We start from the raw sequence: 15,409 nt of genomic DNA, 5'->3' as shown, positions 1-15,409 counted from the left end.
TCACCGATAGTCGGGGACTTCGGTGGCGATCGTCGCGCTAAGTGTTTTCATCGTCGCCTACGCACTGATTGCGACCGAACGCATCCACAAGGTGAAGGTCGCGCTCGGGGGCGCCGCGCTGGTGCTGGCGCTCGGGATCGTCAGCTCACACGACGTGTTCTACTCGCGCGATACCGGAATCGACTGGGACGTCATCTTTCTGCTGCTCGGCACGATGGTCATCGTCGGCGTCCTTCGGCAGACGGGCGGCTTCGAATACGCAGCCATCTGGGCGGCCAAGCGTGCCGGTGGTTCACCGCTGCGGGTGATGCTCCTGCTCGTCCTCATCACAGCGACAGCGTCGGCGATCCTGCCGAACGTGACCATCGTGCTGCTCATCGCGCCGGTGACCCTGCTGGTGTGTGATCGCCTCGACATCAACCCGATCCCCCTTCTGATCGCCGAAGTGCTTGCGTCCAATATCGGCGGCGTGTCGACACTGATCGGCGATCCCCCGAACATCATCATCGGAAGCCGAGCGAACTTGTCGTTCAACGACTTTCTGATCCATCTGGCACCAATGGCGATCATCGCGATGATCGCTTTCGTGGCATTGCTGCCGCTGCTGTTCCGCGGGACGTTCGGTGTGCACGAAGATCGGGTGGCCGAGGTGATGTCGCTGAACGAACGGGAGGCGATCCGCGATCCCAGGCTGCTGATCAAATCCGGTGTCGTGTTGGCGGGCGTGCTCGCCGCGCTGGTCGCCAGTTCGGCGATCCACGTCGAGCCGTCCATCGTGGCGCTGATCGGCGCCGGCGTTTTGATCACGATTTCGGGCCTCGAAAGCGTGCACTACCTGGCCAGCGTCGAATGGGAGACATTGTTGTTCTTCGCCGGCTTGTTCATCCTCGTCGGATCACTGGTGAAGACCGGCGTGATCGCCGACCTGGCACGCCTGGCCGGTGACGTCACCGGAGGCGACGCACTGCTGGCGACGATGTTGATACTCGTTGTCTCGGCAGTACTTTCGGGTCTGATCGACAACATCCCATACGTCGCGACAATGACGCCGGTGGTTGCAGATCTCGCGACGACGATCCCCAACCCCACCCACGTGCAGGCGATGTGGTGGGCGCTGGCGATCGGAGCCGGCTTCGGCGGAAACATGACCGCCGTCGGCGCAAGCGCAAACGTAGTGATGGTCGGCATCGCCGGACGCGAAGGCTATCCCATCGGGTTCTGGCAGTTCACCCGCAAGGGAGTCGTGGTGACGGCGTTGACCGTCGCGGTGTCCGCGCCATATCTGTGGCTGCGCTATTTCGTGTTCGGCTAGAGAGGCGGCGTCGACAACGTAGGAACCCGCTAGCCCGTTCGCTCCGATAGCGTGAAGCGCCATGGCGAGGCAGCCGGTGATCTTCGAGCGCCAGAGCGTCGTCGATGCGCCCGTCGAACAGGTGTGGGCCCGAGTCGTCACACCGGAGGGCATCAACGACGAACTGCGGCCGTGGATGACCATGTCGATGCCACGCGGCGCTGAGTCGCTGACCGTCGACGATGTGCCGGTCGGCACCCCGGTCGGCCGATGCTGGATGCGGCTGTTCGGCGTCCTTCCGTTCGACTACGACCGGCTGTGCATCGCCGAACTACAGCCGGGGCGCGGTTTCGACGAACAGTCCACGATGATGAGCATGCGGCGGTGGCGCCATGAACGCAGTGTGACCCCGCACGACGACGGCAAAACAGTGGTACGCGATCGGATCACGTTCGAGCTGCGAGCGCCGCTGCGTCTAGCCACCCCGGTCCTGGCCGCCGCGCTGCTAGCTTTGTTCGGCCACCGGCACCGGCGCCTACAACGGTATTTCGCCAGACACTGACACGCCCAGCAACGTGGATACTCCCACACAGCCACCACCTGACGTGCACAATCGAAGCCATGTCTGACACTGGCGTCTCGGCTACAAGGCCGCCATTGGATCACGTTTCCAAGGCGATCATTGACGCCCTCCAGCGAGATGGTCGCCGGTCGTATTCCGGAATCGCTGAGGCCGTCGGCCTCTCGGAGGCAGCCGTCCGACAACGCGTGAACCGCCTGCTCGAAGCCGGGGTCATGCAAATCGTGGCGGTCACCGATCCCAGGGAGCTCGGCTTCGGCCGCGAAGCGATGATCGGAATCTGCTGCTCGGGCAACAGCGCCGCAACCGCCGAGAAGCTGGCCGCAATCGAGGCCATCAACTACGTGGTGCTGACGGCCGGCAGGTTCGACCTCGTCGTCGAGGTGGTGTGTGAGGATGACTCGCATCTGCTGGACATACTCAACACGCGGATCCGGACGCTGCCCGACGTGTATCAGGCCGAAACTCTCGTCTACCTCAAAACGGTTAAGCAGCAGTACAACTGGGGCACGCGCTAGTCGCAACGGTTAGGCCGGAACGGGATCGGTCTCTCGTTCCCAAGCCCGATGCTGGGCGAGCGCCGACGCAAATGCTTGCGCGAACTCGTCGGTGAGGTCGTCTGCCGCAGCGGTTGTGGAGACCACACCGTTGGAAACCACGACATCGGTATCGTCGGCGAATTGCTCGGATACCGCGCTATCGCGGAGCAGATCGACGCCCGAGCCGAACGCGCCGACCGCTTTGAGGTGTTTATAGGCCTCGATGACGAAGTGCACCGCATACCCGTCCTTCGCAAGCGTCTCGACGGACTCCGGTCCGCACGGCACGACGACGGCGTCGTACAACACCGATGCCATCGTGGTCAGTGCCCGGTCCACAGCGAGTTCGCCGCCCGACCCTCCGGCCAGCTTTCCGCCGGCGACCGGGGCAAGGACCTCTACGATCGCGCCGCGCTCCTCCATCGCCCGCTTGAATCGTTCGACGCCTTTCACGTCGACCCCGTCGGCAGCCAGCACCGCGATCTTGCGCGTGGCGATGCTGTCCGTGGCGGTGTTGAGCTGCGACAGCGCCGGCGACGCGGGCATCTTGTCGTCGACCGCTTCCTCTGCGGGCTCGGGCAACCCCAGCTTTCCGGCCACCTGCGCGGCGAGGTCGTGGTCGACGAGGTTCAGCTGTTCGACGACCCTCGCGCGGATCTCGGGCACTTCGACCTTGCCCAGCTCGAATGCGAACGCCGCGACGATGTGCTTGGCCTCGACCGGCGACATGCTCTTCCAGAACATCCGGGCCTGACTGTGGTGGTCCTGGAAACTCTTGGCGCGCTGACGGATCTTGTGGCCGTCGACCTTCTCTGTGTAGTGCCGGAACACGTCTTCGTCCGCCAGCGCGGGGCAACCGCCACCGATCGTGTTCTTGAAGTAGCTCGACCGGCCTTGCGGAATGGCGTGCTGTCCGTAGCCGTCCTGCTGATTGTTGCGCACATCGGCCAGCGGCCGGTTCACGGGCAGCTGAGCGAAATTGGGTCCGCCCAGCCTGATCAACTGCGTGTCGAGGTAGGAGAAATTGCGGAACTGCAGCAGCGGGTCATTGGTGAAGTCGATGCCGGGCACCACATTGGCCGTGTGAAAGGCGACCTGTTCGGTTTCGGCGAAGAAGTTGTCGGGATTGCGGTTGAGCACCATCTTGCCGACGGGCCGGACCGGAACTTGCTCCTCCGGAATGAGTTTCGTGGCATCGAGTAGGTCGAAGGGGAAATTGAACTCGTCACTTTCCGGCACGAGTTGCACGCCCAGCTCGAACTCCGGATAGTCGCCGGCGTCGATGGTGTCCCACAGGTCGCGACGGTTGAAGTCGGGGTCCTTCCCCGCGATCTTCTGGCATTCGTCCCAAACAAGCGAATGCACACCGAGTTTCGGCTTCCAGTGGAACTTCACGAACGTGCCCTCGCCACGCGAGTTGACGAGCCGGAAGGTGTGCACGCCGAAGCCTTCCATCATCCGGTAACTGCGCGGCAACGCGCGGTCCGACATCAGCCACATGATCGTGTGCAGGGTTTCTGGCTGCAGTGACACGAAGTCCCACAGTGTGTCGTGTGCGGAGGACGCCTGCGGAATCTCGTTGTGCGGCTCCGGTTTGACGGCGTGCACGAAGTCGGGGAATTTGATGCCGTCCTGGATGAAGAAGACCGGAAAGTTGTTCCCGACCAGATCGTAGTTGCCCTGCTCCGTATAGAACTTGGTGGCGAACCCGCGCACGTCGCGCACGGTGTCCGCGGATCCCCGCGAGCCGCCGACGGTGGAGAACCGTACGAACACCGGCGTCTGCACACCCGGTGTGGTCAGGAACTTCGCGACCGTGTACTCGGCCAGCGAATCGTCATACGGCTCGAAATAGCCGTATGCGCCCGCGCCGCGGGCATGCACCACCCGTTCGGGGATGCGCTCGTGGTCGAAGTGAGTGATCTTCTCCCTGGCGTGGAAGTCTTCCAGCAGGGTCGGGCCGCGCTCCCCGACCTTCAGCGCGTCGTCGGTGTGGTCGACTCGCACACCCTGCTGGGTGGTCAGGTATCCGGTTTCTCGGCTGATACGCGAACCGTCGAGTTGTTCCTGCTTGGCGTTGGATGCGTCGTTAGCCATGCCGGGCGGGTACCCACCAATTGCAATGGCAAACGACTCAGCGAGTCAGCACCGCCACGCACTCCACGTGGTGCGTCAGCGGAAACGAATCGAACACCCGCACGTCTTCCACCGCGTACCCGTGGCCGATGTACAGCCCGACATCGCGGGCGAACGACGCCGCTTCGCAACCGATGTGGATCACCCTGGGCACCTCGGCGGCGGCGAGCAGGTCGATCACCTCGCGGCCCGCGCCCGACCGCGGCGGGTCCAGCACCGCGACGTCGGCCCGCCGCCGCTGAGCAGCCAACGCGCGTCGCACCGAGTCCGTGACCACCGAGACGCAGCCGAGGTCGGCCAGCGCCTCCCGTGCCGACCGGGAGGCCCCTCTCGACGTGTCGACGGTGACGACGTGGCCCGTGTCGCCGACGGCACGCGCCAGGGCGGCCGCGAAAACACCTGCGCCACCGTATAAGTCCCATGCCGTCATTCCCGCGTCCAAGTGAGCCAGCTGCTGCACCAGCTCGCTGTACATGTGTGGCGCTTCGCGGTGCGCCTGCCAGAACGCGGTCACCGGCACTCGCCAGACCCGATCCGCGACCCGCTGCACCGCCTCGTATTCACCTTCGATGACGTGTGTTGCCGTCTTGCGCCCTGTCCGCGGACCGGCTTGCACGACATGCCGGTCGCCTTCGTCGTCCACGGCCACGTGCACCTGCGCGCCAGCCGGCCACACCCAGTCCTGCAACCCGTCGAGCACGCCCGCCGGCAGTTGCGCGCAGTCCAGGTCCGTCACCAGTTCCGCGCTGTGGTAGCGGTGAAATCCGACGCGGCCGTCGTCGGAGGTGTCCAGCCTCACCCGTGTCCGCCAACCGGTCGCGCCGACGGACCCCACCGGTTCGGCCGCCGCGTCGTCTTCCTCGCGCCAGCGATAGCCGCCCAGCCGCGCCAACTGGTTGGCGACGACCGCCCCCTTGATGCGCCTGGCGGCGTCGGGTTCGGCGAACGCCAAATCACAGCAGCCCGCGCCGTCGACACCGGCGATCGGACACAGGGAGTCGATGCGGTCGGTAGACGGTTCGATCACCTCGATAACGTCGGCGTGCCAATAGGATCCGTGATCACCGACGACCCGCACCCTGACCGTCTCCCCCGGCAATGCGTACCGCACGAACACGACCCGGCCTTCGTGGCGCGCGACGCAGCTGCCACCGTTGGCGGGTGCACCGACGGTGAGGACCAGTTCCGCAGGCAACGCCTGCGGGTCGACGACCTGTTCGCTCAATCCATGAAACCTCGACGGATATCGCCCGGCGCCGCGTGCGGTTGCAATGTCTTCAGGCGTTCAGACGAATTCAATTGCCACGGAACAGATGTCACCATCACGTTCGGCTCGAACAGCAGCCGGCCCTTCAGGCGCAGCGCGCTCTGGTTGTGCAGCACCTGTTCCCACCAGTGGCCGACCACGTATTCGGGAATGAACACGGTGACAACCGTGCGCGGGGACTCCTTGCTGACACGCTTGACGTAGTCGAGCACCGGACGAGTGATCTCGCGGTACGGCGAGGCAATCACCTTGAGCGGGACGGTGATATCGCTGTCCTCCCATTTGTGCACGAGCTCGCGGGTCTCGGCGTCGTCGACGCTGACGGTGATCGCTTCGAGCGTGTCGGGCCGGGTGGCCTTGGCGTAGGCCAGCGCGCGCATCGTCGGCAGATGCATCTTGGACACCAGCACGATGGCGTGATTGCGGCTCGGCAGCACCATGTCACGTTCTTCCGCGGCCTGCTCCTCGAGCTCACGCGCAACCGTGTCGTAGTGCTTGTGAATCAACTTCATGATCACGAACAGCCCGCTCATCGCCAGGATCGCGATCCATGCCCCGGCAAGGAATTTGGTGAGGATCACGATGATCAGCACGGTGCCGGTGCAGACGAAGCCCACGGTGTTGATCACCCGCGACCGCATCATCTGGCGCCGTGCCGACGGATCGGTTTCGGTGCGTAGCAGCCGTGTCCAGTGCCTCACCATGCCGATCTGGCTGAGCGTGAAGGACACGAACACGCCAACGATGTAGAGCTGGATCAGTGAGGTCACCTCGGCACGGAACGCGACCACGAACGCGATCGCCGCGAAGGCCAGAAACAGGATGCCGTTGGAGAACGCCAGCCGGTCACCGCGCGTATGGAGCTGGCGCGGCAGGAAACGGTCCTGAGCCAGAATCGATCCCAGCACGGGAAAGCCGTTGAAGGCGGTGTTGGCGGCCAGCACGAGGATGAGCGCGGTAACCCCAGTGATCAGGAACAGCCCGACCGGAAAGTTGTGAAATACCGCGTCGGCAAGCTGTGCGATCAACGTTTTCTGGTCGTAGTCGGGTGGTGCGCCGATCAGCTGCTCGTGTGGCCGCTCGGCGACCTGCGCGCCGGTCGCCCTCGCCAACATGATCATGCCCATGAACAGTGAGATCGCGACGCCTCCCAGCAACGCCAACGTCGTTGCCGCGTTGCGCGACTTGGGTTTCCGGAACGCAGGAACCCCGTTACTGATCGCCTCGACACCGGTCAATGCCGCGCTACCGGATGAGAAGGCCCGCGCGATCAGGAACACCATCGCAAAGCCGAGCACATCGCCGTGCTCCGAACGAAGCGTGAAGCCTGCCGACTCCGCGCGAAGGGGTGTGCCCAGCACGTAGACCTGAAAGAGCCCCCAGCCGAGCATCACGTACATGCCGATCATGAACGCGTACGTCGGTATTGCGAACGCGGTACCCGATTCCCGGATACCGCGCAGGTTCATCGACGCGAGAATCAGGATCGCGGTGACGGCGAAAAACACCTTGTGCTCACCGATCAACGGCACCGCGGACCCGATGTTGGACATCGCCGACGACATCGAAACCGCGACGGTGAGCACATAGTCCACAAGCAGCGCGCTGGCCACCGTCAGCCCGGCCGTATGGCCCAGGTTCGTGGTGACCACCTCGTAGTCGCCTCCGCCAGACGGGTAGGCGTGCACGTTCTGCCGGTAGCTGGCGATCACGACCAGCATCACCACCGAGACGGCCAGCCCGATCCACGGCGCCATCGAGTAAGCCGTCAGTCCCGCGACCGACAACACCAGAAAGATTTCCTCCGGCGCGTACGCCACCGACGAGAGCGCGTCGGAGGCGAACACTGGCAGGGCGATCCGCTTGGGCAGCAGCGTGTGCGCCAACTTGTCGCTGCGGAACGGCCGGCCGATGACGAGCCGTCGTGCGACGGTCGAAAGCTTGGACACGAGAGCCAAGAGTAAGCCCAGCGGCGATTGGCTGTAGCGTTCCGAGTGCGCGGAGTCGAGAGACTGCTTTCTCCCAGGCATGGCCGGAAAGGACCGTCAGGTGCGTGTAGTGGTGATGGGATGCGGCCGCGTGGGCGCATCTCTGTCGGACAGCCTGGCCCGAATCGGTCACGACGTGGCCGTCATCGATCGTGACAGCACCGCTTTCCACAGGCTGTCCCCCGAATTTCCGGGTGAGCGGGTCCTCGGCATGGGTTTCGACCGTGACGTGCTGCTGCGCTCGGGCATCGAGGAAGCCGGCGCGTTCGCGGCGGTGTCGTCGGGCGACAACTCCAACATCATCTCGGCCCGAGTGGCCCGCGAGACGTTCGGCGTGGAGCGCGTCGTGGCCCGCATCTACGACGCCAAACGCGCGGCCGTGTATGAGCGGCTGGGCATCCCGACGGTGGCGACCGTGCCGTGGACGACCGACCGGCTGCTCAACGTGCTCACGCGGGAGACCGAGACCACCAAATGGCGTGACCCGACGGGCAACGTCGGGGTGACCGAACTGGCGCTGCACGAGGAATGGGTCGGCCACCGCATCACCGATCTGGAAACGGGAACCGGCGGCCGGGTGGCGTTCATCATCCGGTTCGGTGCCGGTCTGCTGCCCGACCCGAAAACGGTCATCCAGGCAGGCGATCAGGTGTACATGGCCGCGATCGCCGGGCACATCGCCGAAGCACTGGCCATTGCGGCACTGCCGCCCAGCGAGGACATCGAGGCGTCGTGAAGGCGCCGACCAACAACTCGGGAACCGCATGAAAGTCGCCATCGCAGGGGCCGGCGCCGTCGGCCGATCCATCGCCCGCGAGCTCGTCGAAACGCATCAGGTCACGCTGCTGGAGCGCAATCCCGACCACATCGACGTCGACGCCATACCCGCCGCCCACTGGCGCCTTGGCGACGCCTGCGAGCTGAGCCTGCTCGAATCGGTGAAACTCGAGGAGTTCGACGTGGTGATCGCCGCGACCGGCGACGACAAAGTGAACGTGGTCGTGAGCCTGCTGGCCAAGACCGAATTCGCGGTTCCGCGCGTGGTGGCCCGCGTCAACGATCCACGCAACGAGTGGCTGTTCGACGAGAACTGGGGCGTGGACGTCGCAGTGTCGACTCCTCGCATGCTGGCGTCGCTCGTGGAAGAAGCGGTCGCCATCGGTGATCTGGTGCGGCTCATGGAGTTCCGCACGGGCCAGGCCAATCTCGTCGAGATGACGCTGCCCGAAGACACGCCGTGGGGCGGAAAACCCGTCAAACGCCTCGAGCTGCCGCGCGACGCGACGCTTGTGACGATCCTGCGCGGGTCCCGAGTGATCGTGCCCGAGAGAGACGAGCCGCTCGAAGGTGGCGACGAGCTGCTGTTCGTGGTCGTCCCCGAGGCCGAGGACCAACTGCGCGACCTGCTGCTGCCTCCCCAACCCTGAATCAGCGCCGCGCGTAAGCAGGCGGAGGGGTCGCACGGTCGTAGCAGCGCGCCGCCGTGTCGGACGACACGCGGTCGAAGTCGCACTGCGCGTTGCGGATCCCGACGGCCGAGATCACCCCGGCGACCGCGAACAGGGCTGCCGTCACCAACACGCCCTGCCGGAAGCCCGCGAAATCCATTGCACCACCGAGGATTACGCCGGTGAACGCGATTGCGATCAACCCGGAGATACGGGAGACGGCGTTGTTGATCGCCGAGCCGATGCCACTCTGGGCTGGGTCGACCGCGGCCAGAATCGCCGCCGTCAACGGCGACACCGTGACCGAGAGCCCAAGCCCGAACACCACAAGCCCCGGCAGCATCTGCGTCCAGAAGTTGAACGGTTCGCGCGCCATCGTCATCAACGCATATCCGCTCGCGGCGATCAGCGGTCCCACGGCCATGTACAGCCGCGGCCCGTGCGCACCGGCCAGCGTGCCGAACCGTCGGGCCAGGAAGAACGACAGCGCGGGCACAGGCAGGGTGGCCAGCCCCGCCTGGGTCGCCGACAGCCCCGCGCTCTCCTGCAGGAACAGCGCGACGATCAGTGTGCCCAGCGACACGGCCGCATAGAGGAACACCGTGGCGAGGTTGCCCACCGCGAAATTGCGGGACGCGAAGATGTGCAACGGCATCATCGGGTGCGGGGTGCGCCGCTCCCACCACGGGAACGCGATCAGGCATGCCACCCCGATCACCAGGCTGACGACCACGACGGAGTTCGAGTAGCCGAGCCGTTGCCCTTCGATGAGGGCGTACACCGCGCCGCTGAGGCCGACGGCGTTCAGCACCGCACCGACGACGTCGATGCGGGCCGACCCATCGCCCGCGAACTCGTCAGCGGACAGCCTGGTCGTCAGGTACAGCGTGACGGCCAGCGGCACGATGTTGACCGCGAAGATCCACCGCCACCCCACCGCGTCGACCAGGACACCGCCCAGCAGCGGCCCGACCACGAACGCCATACCGGTCCACGCCGTCCACGTGCCGATCGCCCGGGACTGCTTGGCGCCCGAGAACCTCGAGTTGATCATCGCCAGCGAGCTCGGCACCAGAAACGCCGCGCCGAGGCCCTGCAGACACCGCGCGGCGACGAGTACCCACCCACTGGTAGCGAGCGCGCACAACAGCGAAGCCACGGTGAACACGACGATGCCCATGCGGAGCACCGAAAGCCGGCCGAACTGATCGGAAATCGCTCCCGCGACGAGGATCAGCGCGCCGAGCGTGAGCAGGTAGCCGTCGACCACCCACTGCTGCAACGCCAGGCCGCCGCCGAATTCCCTGCCGATCGCCGGCAAGGCGAGGTTGACCACCGATCCGTCGAGAAACGCCACGAACGAGGCGAGCACTGCGACCGCGATCAGCGGCCGGTCGGTATCGGTCTTAATGGGCATCGGGTTGGGCGACGTCTCCGTGTTCCTCGGCGGGGCGGTGCGCTTCCTCCGCGGCGGCATTCGCATGCACGGCCCGTTGCGCGGCCCTGATCGCCAGGTAGGTCACCAGCGCGGCCACCGCGGTCAGCGGCCAGCCCATCGCGATGCGCGCCACGCCCAGCCAGCCCGTTTGGTCGGCGTCGTAGAGGTGCTGCTGGACCGCGAAACGAGACGCGAATACCAGCACCCAGACGACGGTCGCGATGTCGAATGCCAGCACCGCGCGGCGCACCTGGCGCCAGGCCCGGCCGTGGGAGTTCACCCAAGCCCAGACGTAGCCGACGACGGGACGGCGGATGACCACGGACGCCGTGAACACCACCGCCCAGAACAGCGACATCCAGATGCCGAGCAGGAAATAGCCCTTGGATTCGCCGACGATGTAGGCGATCAGCGCGCTGATCCCGACGCCGAAGAACCCCGAGATCGCGGGCTGGACGGATTCGTGGCGGGCCAACCGCCACACCAGGATCAGTGCCGCGACGCCGAGCGCCGCGCAGATTGCGGGCAACAGGCCGAACGCGGTGGACACGGGAACGAACACCACGACGGGCAGTGAAGAGTAGATCAGCCCGCTGATGCCGCCCATCTGATCGAGGACGGCATGGGCTTTTGTGTGCTTCCCCGGTTCAGGTCCGGGGTCACTCACTTCTGAATCTCGTAGTGCGGGTTGTAGATCGCTTTGGTGCCGTTTTCCAGCTTGCCGACGCGGCCGTGCACCCTCAGGGTGCGACCCGACTCGATGCCAGGGATGCGGCGCTGGCCGAGCCACACGAGCATCACGGTGTCGGTGCCGTCGAACAATTCAGCTTTGACACCTCCGGCGCAGCCTTTGGCATTCGCCTCGACGCTGCGGAGGGTGCCGACCATTGTCACTTCCTGGCCGCGTCGACAGTCGATCGCCTTTTGGGCGCCGGTGCTGGCGGCTTCGTCGGTGAGCTCTTCTACGTCGAGTTGCTCCGGGTCCTCCGTCAGCCGGCGGGTGAGCCGGCGCAGATACCCTTCGGCCGTAGCCATGGCCTCTCCTGACTTTCGCAGATCCACCATGGATCTACCCAATCCAACGCCACCGTAGACCTGTTGGTTCCGATCCGCCACGCAGGGTGCGGGTCGCCACGCCGACGAGTTCGGATGCAGTGCAGGATCGTGTGATGGCGGTCAATCTGCGCGGTGTGACGACGGTGCTGCTGCCCGGAACGGGATCCGACGACGACTACGTCTACCGGGCATTTTCCGGTGCGCTGCACGACCTCGGCGCGGTGGTCGTCACGCCTGCGCCGGATCCCGACCGGCTGATCGACGGCTACCGCGACGCACTCGACAACGCGGCTCGCGCCGAACCCATAGCCGTCGGCGGGGTGTCGATCGGTGCGGCGGTGGCGGTGTCGTGGGCGCTCGCCAACGCCGGCCACGCCGTGGCGGTGCTGGCCGCCTTGCCCGCGTGGACGGGCCCGCCCGAGACGGCGCCCGCGGCGATGGCGGCGCGGCACTCCGCGGAGACGCTACGACGCGACGGTCTGGCGTCGGTGACCGCTCAGATGCGGTCGTCGAGCCCGCGATGGCTGGCCGACGAGCTGACCCGGTCGTGGGTCGGTCAATGGCCGTCGTTGCCCGATGCCATGGACGAGGCCGCCAAGTTCGTCGCGCCGACGTGCGGCGAGTTGGAGGGCCTGACCGTCCCGATGGGCGTTGCGGCCGCGACCGACGATCCGGTGCATCCCGTTGAGGTCGGCATCGAATGGGTGGCCGCAGCGCCGAGGGCGGCGCTGCGAACGGTCACACTCGACGAGATGGGCGCCGACCCCGCGGTGCTCGGTGCGGCATGCGTGGCCGCGCTGGCCGACGCGTCTTAGCCCCCGGTGATCGTGCGCAGCTGCTGCATTGCAGATCCCTGCGCGCTGCGGCGTGCGGCGGGCTCCGGCGGTTGCGGCTGTTCGCCTGTCTGCTGAGCCTGCTGCGCCTGCTGTGCGGCCTGCTCGGCGGCGGCCTGCAATTGCGCGGCCATCGGTTCGGGCAGCTGGATGGACAGCGGCGTGCGAACCGGAAGCGGCGTGTCGCCGCGACGGATGACCGTGTCGGCCAACGCGTTTCGGGCCTCGTGAGCCAGCGCTTCCATGTTTTCCTGCGGACCGTTGATGACGCAGCGGATCATCCAGCGGTAGCCGTCGACGCCGATGAAGCGCACCACACCGGAACCCTCAGCCGCGACGCCGACGACCTCACGGCCCCACGGGCCGTCATCGATGCTGACGTTCGGTACGTCCTTGCGCAGCGACTCGGCCAGTTCGGTGGCGACCTCCCGCCACAGGCTGGTCGACTTCGGTGCTGCGTACGCGGCCACGGTGAACCGGCCGTTGGGCGTCACCACCCACACCGCGCTGGGTACACCTTGCTGGGTGAGTTCGACCTGCACCTGCCCGGCCTCGGGCATTGGGATCAGGACCGAGCCGAGATCCAGCCTGCCCAGCGCCGCCGCCGACGGGTCGTCGAAATCGTCGATGTCGAAAGGGCCTTCGAGCTCCTCGTCGGCAGGGTTGCCCGTCAGGTCGGCTGGGCCGCCCACGTCATCGCTGTCTTTGCGCTTTCCGAATGCCATCACAAACTCGCATGTCCGCCAGAGGAACCGTGGCCACCGTCGCCACGGGTAGTGTCCGCCAGGCCGGCCTCGTCGAACGACGTCACTTCGACCAGTTCAGGCAGCTCGACCCGCTGCACGAGCAGCTGGGCGATCCGGTCGCCGCGATGCACGACGATCGGCGTCTCGGGGTCGAGGTTGATCAGCGAGACCTTGATCTCGCCGCGGTAGCCCGCGTCGATGGTGCCCGGGCTGTTGACGATCGAAAGTCCCACGCGCGCAGCCAAACCCGAGCGCGGGTGCACCAGCCCGACCATGCCGTGCGGGATGGCGACGGCGACACCGGTCGGCACCAACTGCCGTTGGCCGGGTGCCAGCTCGACGTCGAGCGCGCTGAAGAGGTCGACGCCCGCATCGCCGTCATGAGCACGGCTGGGCATCGGCAAATCGCGATCAAGGCGCACGACCGCCAGAGAAGTGGACACGACGTCAGAGATTACTCTTGGCCGCGTGTCCGACACGCGCGCCACGTCGCAAACCGTGCGCTACCGCGAACGGTTGTCGGTGCCGTGGTGGTGGTGGCCACCCGGCCTTGGCCTGGCCGCGTTGATCGCGCTCGAGGTGAACCAAGGCGTGCAGGCGCTGCCGAACTGGCTGCCGTTCGCCGTACTGCTTCCCGTCGCCGCCGTCGTGCTGCTGTGGTTCGGCAAGACAGAGGTGAGCGTGACGGCCGGTGCGGACGAGACCGAGCTGCGGGTCGGGGCGGCGCACCTTCCCGCCAGCGTCATCTCGCGATTGGCCGCGGTGCCTCGGTCGGCGAAATCGGCCGCCCTTGGCCGTCAGCTCGACCCGGCGGCCTACGTCGTGCACCGGGCATGGGTCGGCCCCATGGTCCTTCTTGTCCTCAACGATCCCGACGATCCCACGCCGTACTGGCTGATCAGCTGCCGCCACCCGGATCGGGTGCTGGCCGCGTTGCGCGGTTAGGCCGCGCAGTCCGTACAGATCATCACGCCGTTCTTCTCGCTGGCCAGCCGGCTGCGGTGATGCACCAGGAAGCAGCTCGAGCATGTGAACTCGTCGGCCTGCTTCGGGATGACACGCACGGACAGCTCTTCGCCGGACAGATCGGCGCCGGGCAGTTCGAAGGATTCGGCGGACTCGGATTCGTCGACGTCGACGACGGCCGACTGAGCCTCGTTACGCCGCGCCTTCAGTTCCTCGAGCGAATCCTCGGAAACATCGTCGGTTTCAGTGCGCCGCGGGGCGTCGTAATCGGTAGCCATCCTCTTGTCCCCTCCGTCAAACCTTGCAGCAGAGCTTTGTACCAGCGTCGAACGCATTCCCCAAACGATTCGTGCCCGTATTGACACGCGTTCCACTGTGATTTGCATCACACTGTAGTTCGCGCTGGACGCAGGCTCCATCGGCGCTGGGCTTAGAGTGCAGGCGTGGTCGCGCAAATCACAGAAGGTACCGCGTTCGACAAACACGGTCGCCCGTTTCGCCGGCGAAACTACCTGCCAGGAATCCTGCTGATGGCGGCACTGGCTGTCGTGACGATGTTGGTCTGGATCATGGCGCTGAACCAGCCCGCCGATGTGCGCGAGGCCGCGATCTGCAATGCGCCGCCGGCGCCGGCCGATCCGAACGCCCCCGCGCCGCAGCTGGGCGAGCAGGTGTCGCGGACCGACATGGTCGAGGTCACGCCCGCAAAGCTGGCCGACACGAAGATCCGCGTGCTCAACGCCAGCGGCCAGGGCGGCCAGGCCGGCGAGGTGGCCGGTGAACTCCGCGATCTCGGCTTCTCCGAACCGGGTGCCGCCAACGACCCCCTCTACGCCAACGGCCGTCTGGAGTGCCAGGGCCAGATCCGATTCGGGCCCGCCGGACGGGCGGCCGCCGCCGCCGTCTGGCTGGTCGCGCCGTGCACGGAACTGTTCCAAGATCAGCGCACCGACGACAGCGTTGACCTGGCCATCGGCACAGAGTTCACGCAGCTGAGCCACAGCGACGACATCGATGCGGTGCTGGCGAGCCTTCGCCCCGACGCGACACAGGCCGCCGATTCCGGCCTGCTGTCGAAAATTCACACCGGCGCCTGCTAAACCGCAATCCGTTGCAGGGCA

At 66.1% G+C, this 15,409-nt stretch carries 17 protein-coding genes; 8 read left to right on the top strand and 9 right to left on the bottom strand.

Annotated elements, in window-relative coordinates; genetic code table 11:
• Nucleotides 1-22: 22 nt before the first annotated feature.
• The 3 genes from ACWW36_RS20350 (at nucleotide 23) to ACWW36_RS20340 (ending at nucleotide 2,389) form a co-directional block, all read left to right on the top strand.
• On the top strand, nucleotides 23-1,312 hold the full coding sequence (locus ACWW36_RS20350) for an SLC13 family permease (RefSeq protein ID WP_456137777.1): 1,290 nt from the start codon (nucleotides 23-25) through the stop codon (nucleotides 1,310-1,312).
• 76 nt (nucleotides 1,313-1,388) lie between these two features.
• Nucleotides 1,389-1,853 (top strand): hypothetical protein, encoded by a 465-nt coding sequence (locus tag ACWW36_RS20345; RefSeq protein ID WP_456142566.1) that lies wholly within the window; start codon nucleotides 1,389-1,391, stop codon nucleotides 1,851-1,853.
• 59 nt (nucleotides 1,854-1,912) lie between these two features.
• Nucleotides 1,913-2,389: an Lrp/AsnC family transcriptional regulator gene (locus ACWW36_RS20340; RefSeq protein WP_456137776.1), complete on the top strand. Its 477-nt coding sequence runs from the start codon at nucleotides 1,913-1,915 to the stop codon at nucleotides 2,387-2,389.
• A 9-nt stretch (nucleotides 2,390-2,398) separates the two neighbouring features.
• On the opposite strand, the gene ACWW36_RS20335 is transcribed toward ACWW36_RS20340, so the two are convergent.
• From ACWW36_RS20335 to ACWW36_RS20325, 3 genes are read right to left on the bottom strand one after another with little or no spacing between them, the layout of a single operon-like run.
• A complete protein-coding gene (locus tag ACWW36_RS20335; RefSeq protein ID WP_456137775.1) occupies nucleotides 2,399-4,507 on the bottom strand; it encodes a catalase in 2,109 nt (702 codons plus the stop codon).
• Between the two features lie 37 nt (nucleotides 4,508-4,544).
• Nucleotides 4,545-5,771: a class I SAM-dependent RNA methyltransferase gene (locus tag ACWW36_RS20330; protein WP_456137774.1), complete on the bottom strand. Its 1,227-nt coding sequence runs from the start codon at nucleotides 5,769-5,771 to the stop codon at nucleotides 4,545-4,547.
• Nucleotides 5,768-7,762, bottom strand: coding sequence for an APC family permease (locus ACWW36_RS20325; RefSeq protein WP_456137773.1), 1,995 nt, complete (start codon nucleotides 7,760-7,762; stop codon nucleotides 5,768-5,770). The genes ACWW36_RS20330 and ACWW36_RS20325 overlap by 4 nt, the downstream gene beginning before the upstream one ends.
• 100 nt (nucleotides 7,763-7,862) lie before the next feature.
• Between ACWW36_RS20325 and ACWW36_RS20320 the strand changes: the two genes are divergently transcribed.
• Complete coding sequence (locus tag ACWW36_RS20320) at nucleotides 7,863-8,537, top strand: potassium channel family protein (protein ID WP_456142565.1); 675 nt, start codon at nucleotides 7,863-7,865, stop codon at nucleotides 8,535-8,537.
• A 28-nt stretch (nucleotides 8,538-8,565) separates the two neighbouring features.
• On the top strand, nucleotides 8,566-9,228 hold the full coding sequence (locus ACWW36_RS20315; protein ID WP_456137772.1) for a potassium channel family protein: 663 nt from the start codon (nucleotides 8,566-8,568) through the stop codon (nucleotides 9,226-9,228).
• Between the two features lies 1 nt (nucleotide 9,229).
• On the opposite strand, the gene ACWW36_RS20310 is transcribed toward ACWW36_RS20315, so the two are convergent.
• From ACWW36_RS20310 to ACWW36_RS20300, 3 genes are read right to left on the bottom strand one after another with little or no spacing between them, the layout of a single operon-like run.
• Nucleotides 9,230-10,666, bottom strand: a complete 1,437-nt coding sequence (locus tag ACWW36_RS20310; RefSeq protein ID WP_456137771.1) for an MFS transporter — start codon at nucleotides 10,664-10,666, stop codon at nucleotides 9,230-9,232.
• Nucleotides 10,656-11,354 (bottom strand): DUF3159 domain-containing protein, encoded by a 699-nt coding sequence (locus ACWW36_RS20305; RefSeq protein ID WP_456137770.1) that lies wholly within the window; start codon nucleotides 11,352-11,354, stop codon nucleotides 10,656-10,658. Before ACWW36_RS20305 ends, ACWW36_RS20310 begins: the two co-directional genes overlap by 11 nt.
• Nucleotides 11,351-11,722: an OB-fold nucleic acid binding domain-containing protein gene (locus ACWW36_RS20300; RefSeq protein WP_456137769.1), complete on the bottom strand. Its 372-nt coding sequence runs from the start codon at nucleotides 11,720-11,722 to the stop codon at nucleotides 11,351-11,353. Before ACWW36_RS20300 ends, ACWW36_RS20305 begins: the two co-directional genes overlap by 4 nt.
• Nucleotides 11,723-11,856: 134 nt before the next feature.
• Here ACWW36_RS20300 and ACWW36_RS20295 point away from each other — a divergent pair, with 134 nt between their 5' ends.
• Nucleotides 11,857-12,558, top strand: a complete 702-nt coding sequence (locus ACWW36_RS20295) for an alpha/beta hydrolase (RefSeq protein ID WP_456137768.1) — start codon at nucleotides 11,857-11,859, stop codon at nucleotides 12,556-12,558.
• Here ACWW36_RS20295 and ACWW36_RS20290 read toward each other — a convergent pair.
• On the bottom strand, nucleotides 12,555-13,301 hold the full coding sequence (locus ACWW36_RS20290; protein WP_456137767.1) for a DUF3710 domain-containing protein: 747 nt from the start codon (nucleotides 13,299-13,301) through the stop codon (nucleotides 12,555-12,557). The genes ACWW36_RS20295 and ACWW36_RS20290 overlap by 4 nt on opposite strands.
• The gene (dut, locus tag ACWW36_RS20285) at nucleotides 13,301-13,765 is read right to left on the bottom strand and encodes a dUTP diphosphatase (RefSeq protein WP_456137766.1); all 465 of its coding nucleotides are present in this window, start codon (nucleotides 13,763-13,765) and stop codon (nucleotides 13,301-13,303) included. Before dut ends, ACWW36_RS20290 begins: the two co-directional genes overlap by 1 nt.
• 25 nt (nucleotides 13,766-13,790) lie before the next feature.
• On the opposite strand from dut, the gene ACWW36_RS20280 reads away from it, so the two are divergent.
• Complete coding sequence (locus ACWW36_RS20280; protein WP_456137765.1) at nucleotides 13,791-14,267, top strand: DUF3093 domain-containing protein; 477 nt, start codon at nucleotides 13,791-13,793, stop codon at nucleotides 14,265-14,267.
• Here ACWW36_RS20280 and ACWW36_RS20275 read toward each other — a convergent pair.
• On the bottom strand, nucleotides 14,264-14,566 hold the full coding sequence (locus ACWW36_RS20275; RefSeq protein WP_024445904.1) for a DUF4193 domain-containing protein: 303 nt from the start codon (nucleotides 14,564-14,566) through the stop codon (nucleotides 14,264-14,266). The genes ACWW36_RS20280 and ACWW36_RS20275 overlap by 4 nt on opposite strands.
• Nucleotides 14,567-14,731: 165 nt before the next feature.
• Here ACWW36_RS20275 and cei point away from each other — a divergent pair, with 165 nt between their 5' ends.
• Nucleotides 14,732-15,388: an envelope integrity protein Cei gene (cei, locus tag ACWW36_RS20270; RefSeq protein WP_456137764.1), complete on the top strand. Its 657-nt coding sequence runs from the start codon at nucleotides 14,732-14,734 to the stop codon at nucleotides 15,386-15,388.
• The last annotated feature ends 21 nt before the right edge of the window (nucleotides 15,389-15,409 follow it).

It is taken from the genome of Mycobacterium sp. MMS18-G62, assembly GCF_053877835.1.
The sequence above is the reverse complement of the archived record's forward strand: the minus strand, read 5'-3'. Positions and strand labels throughout refer to the sequence as shown.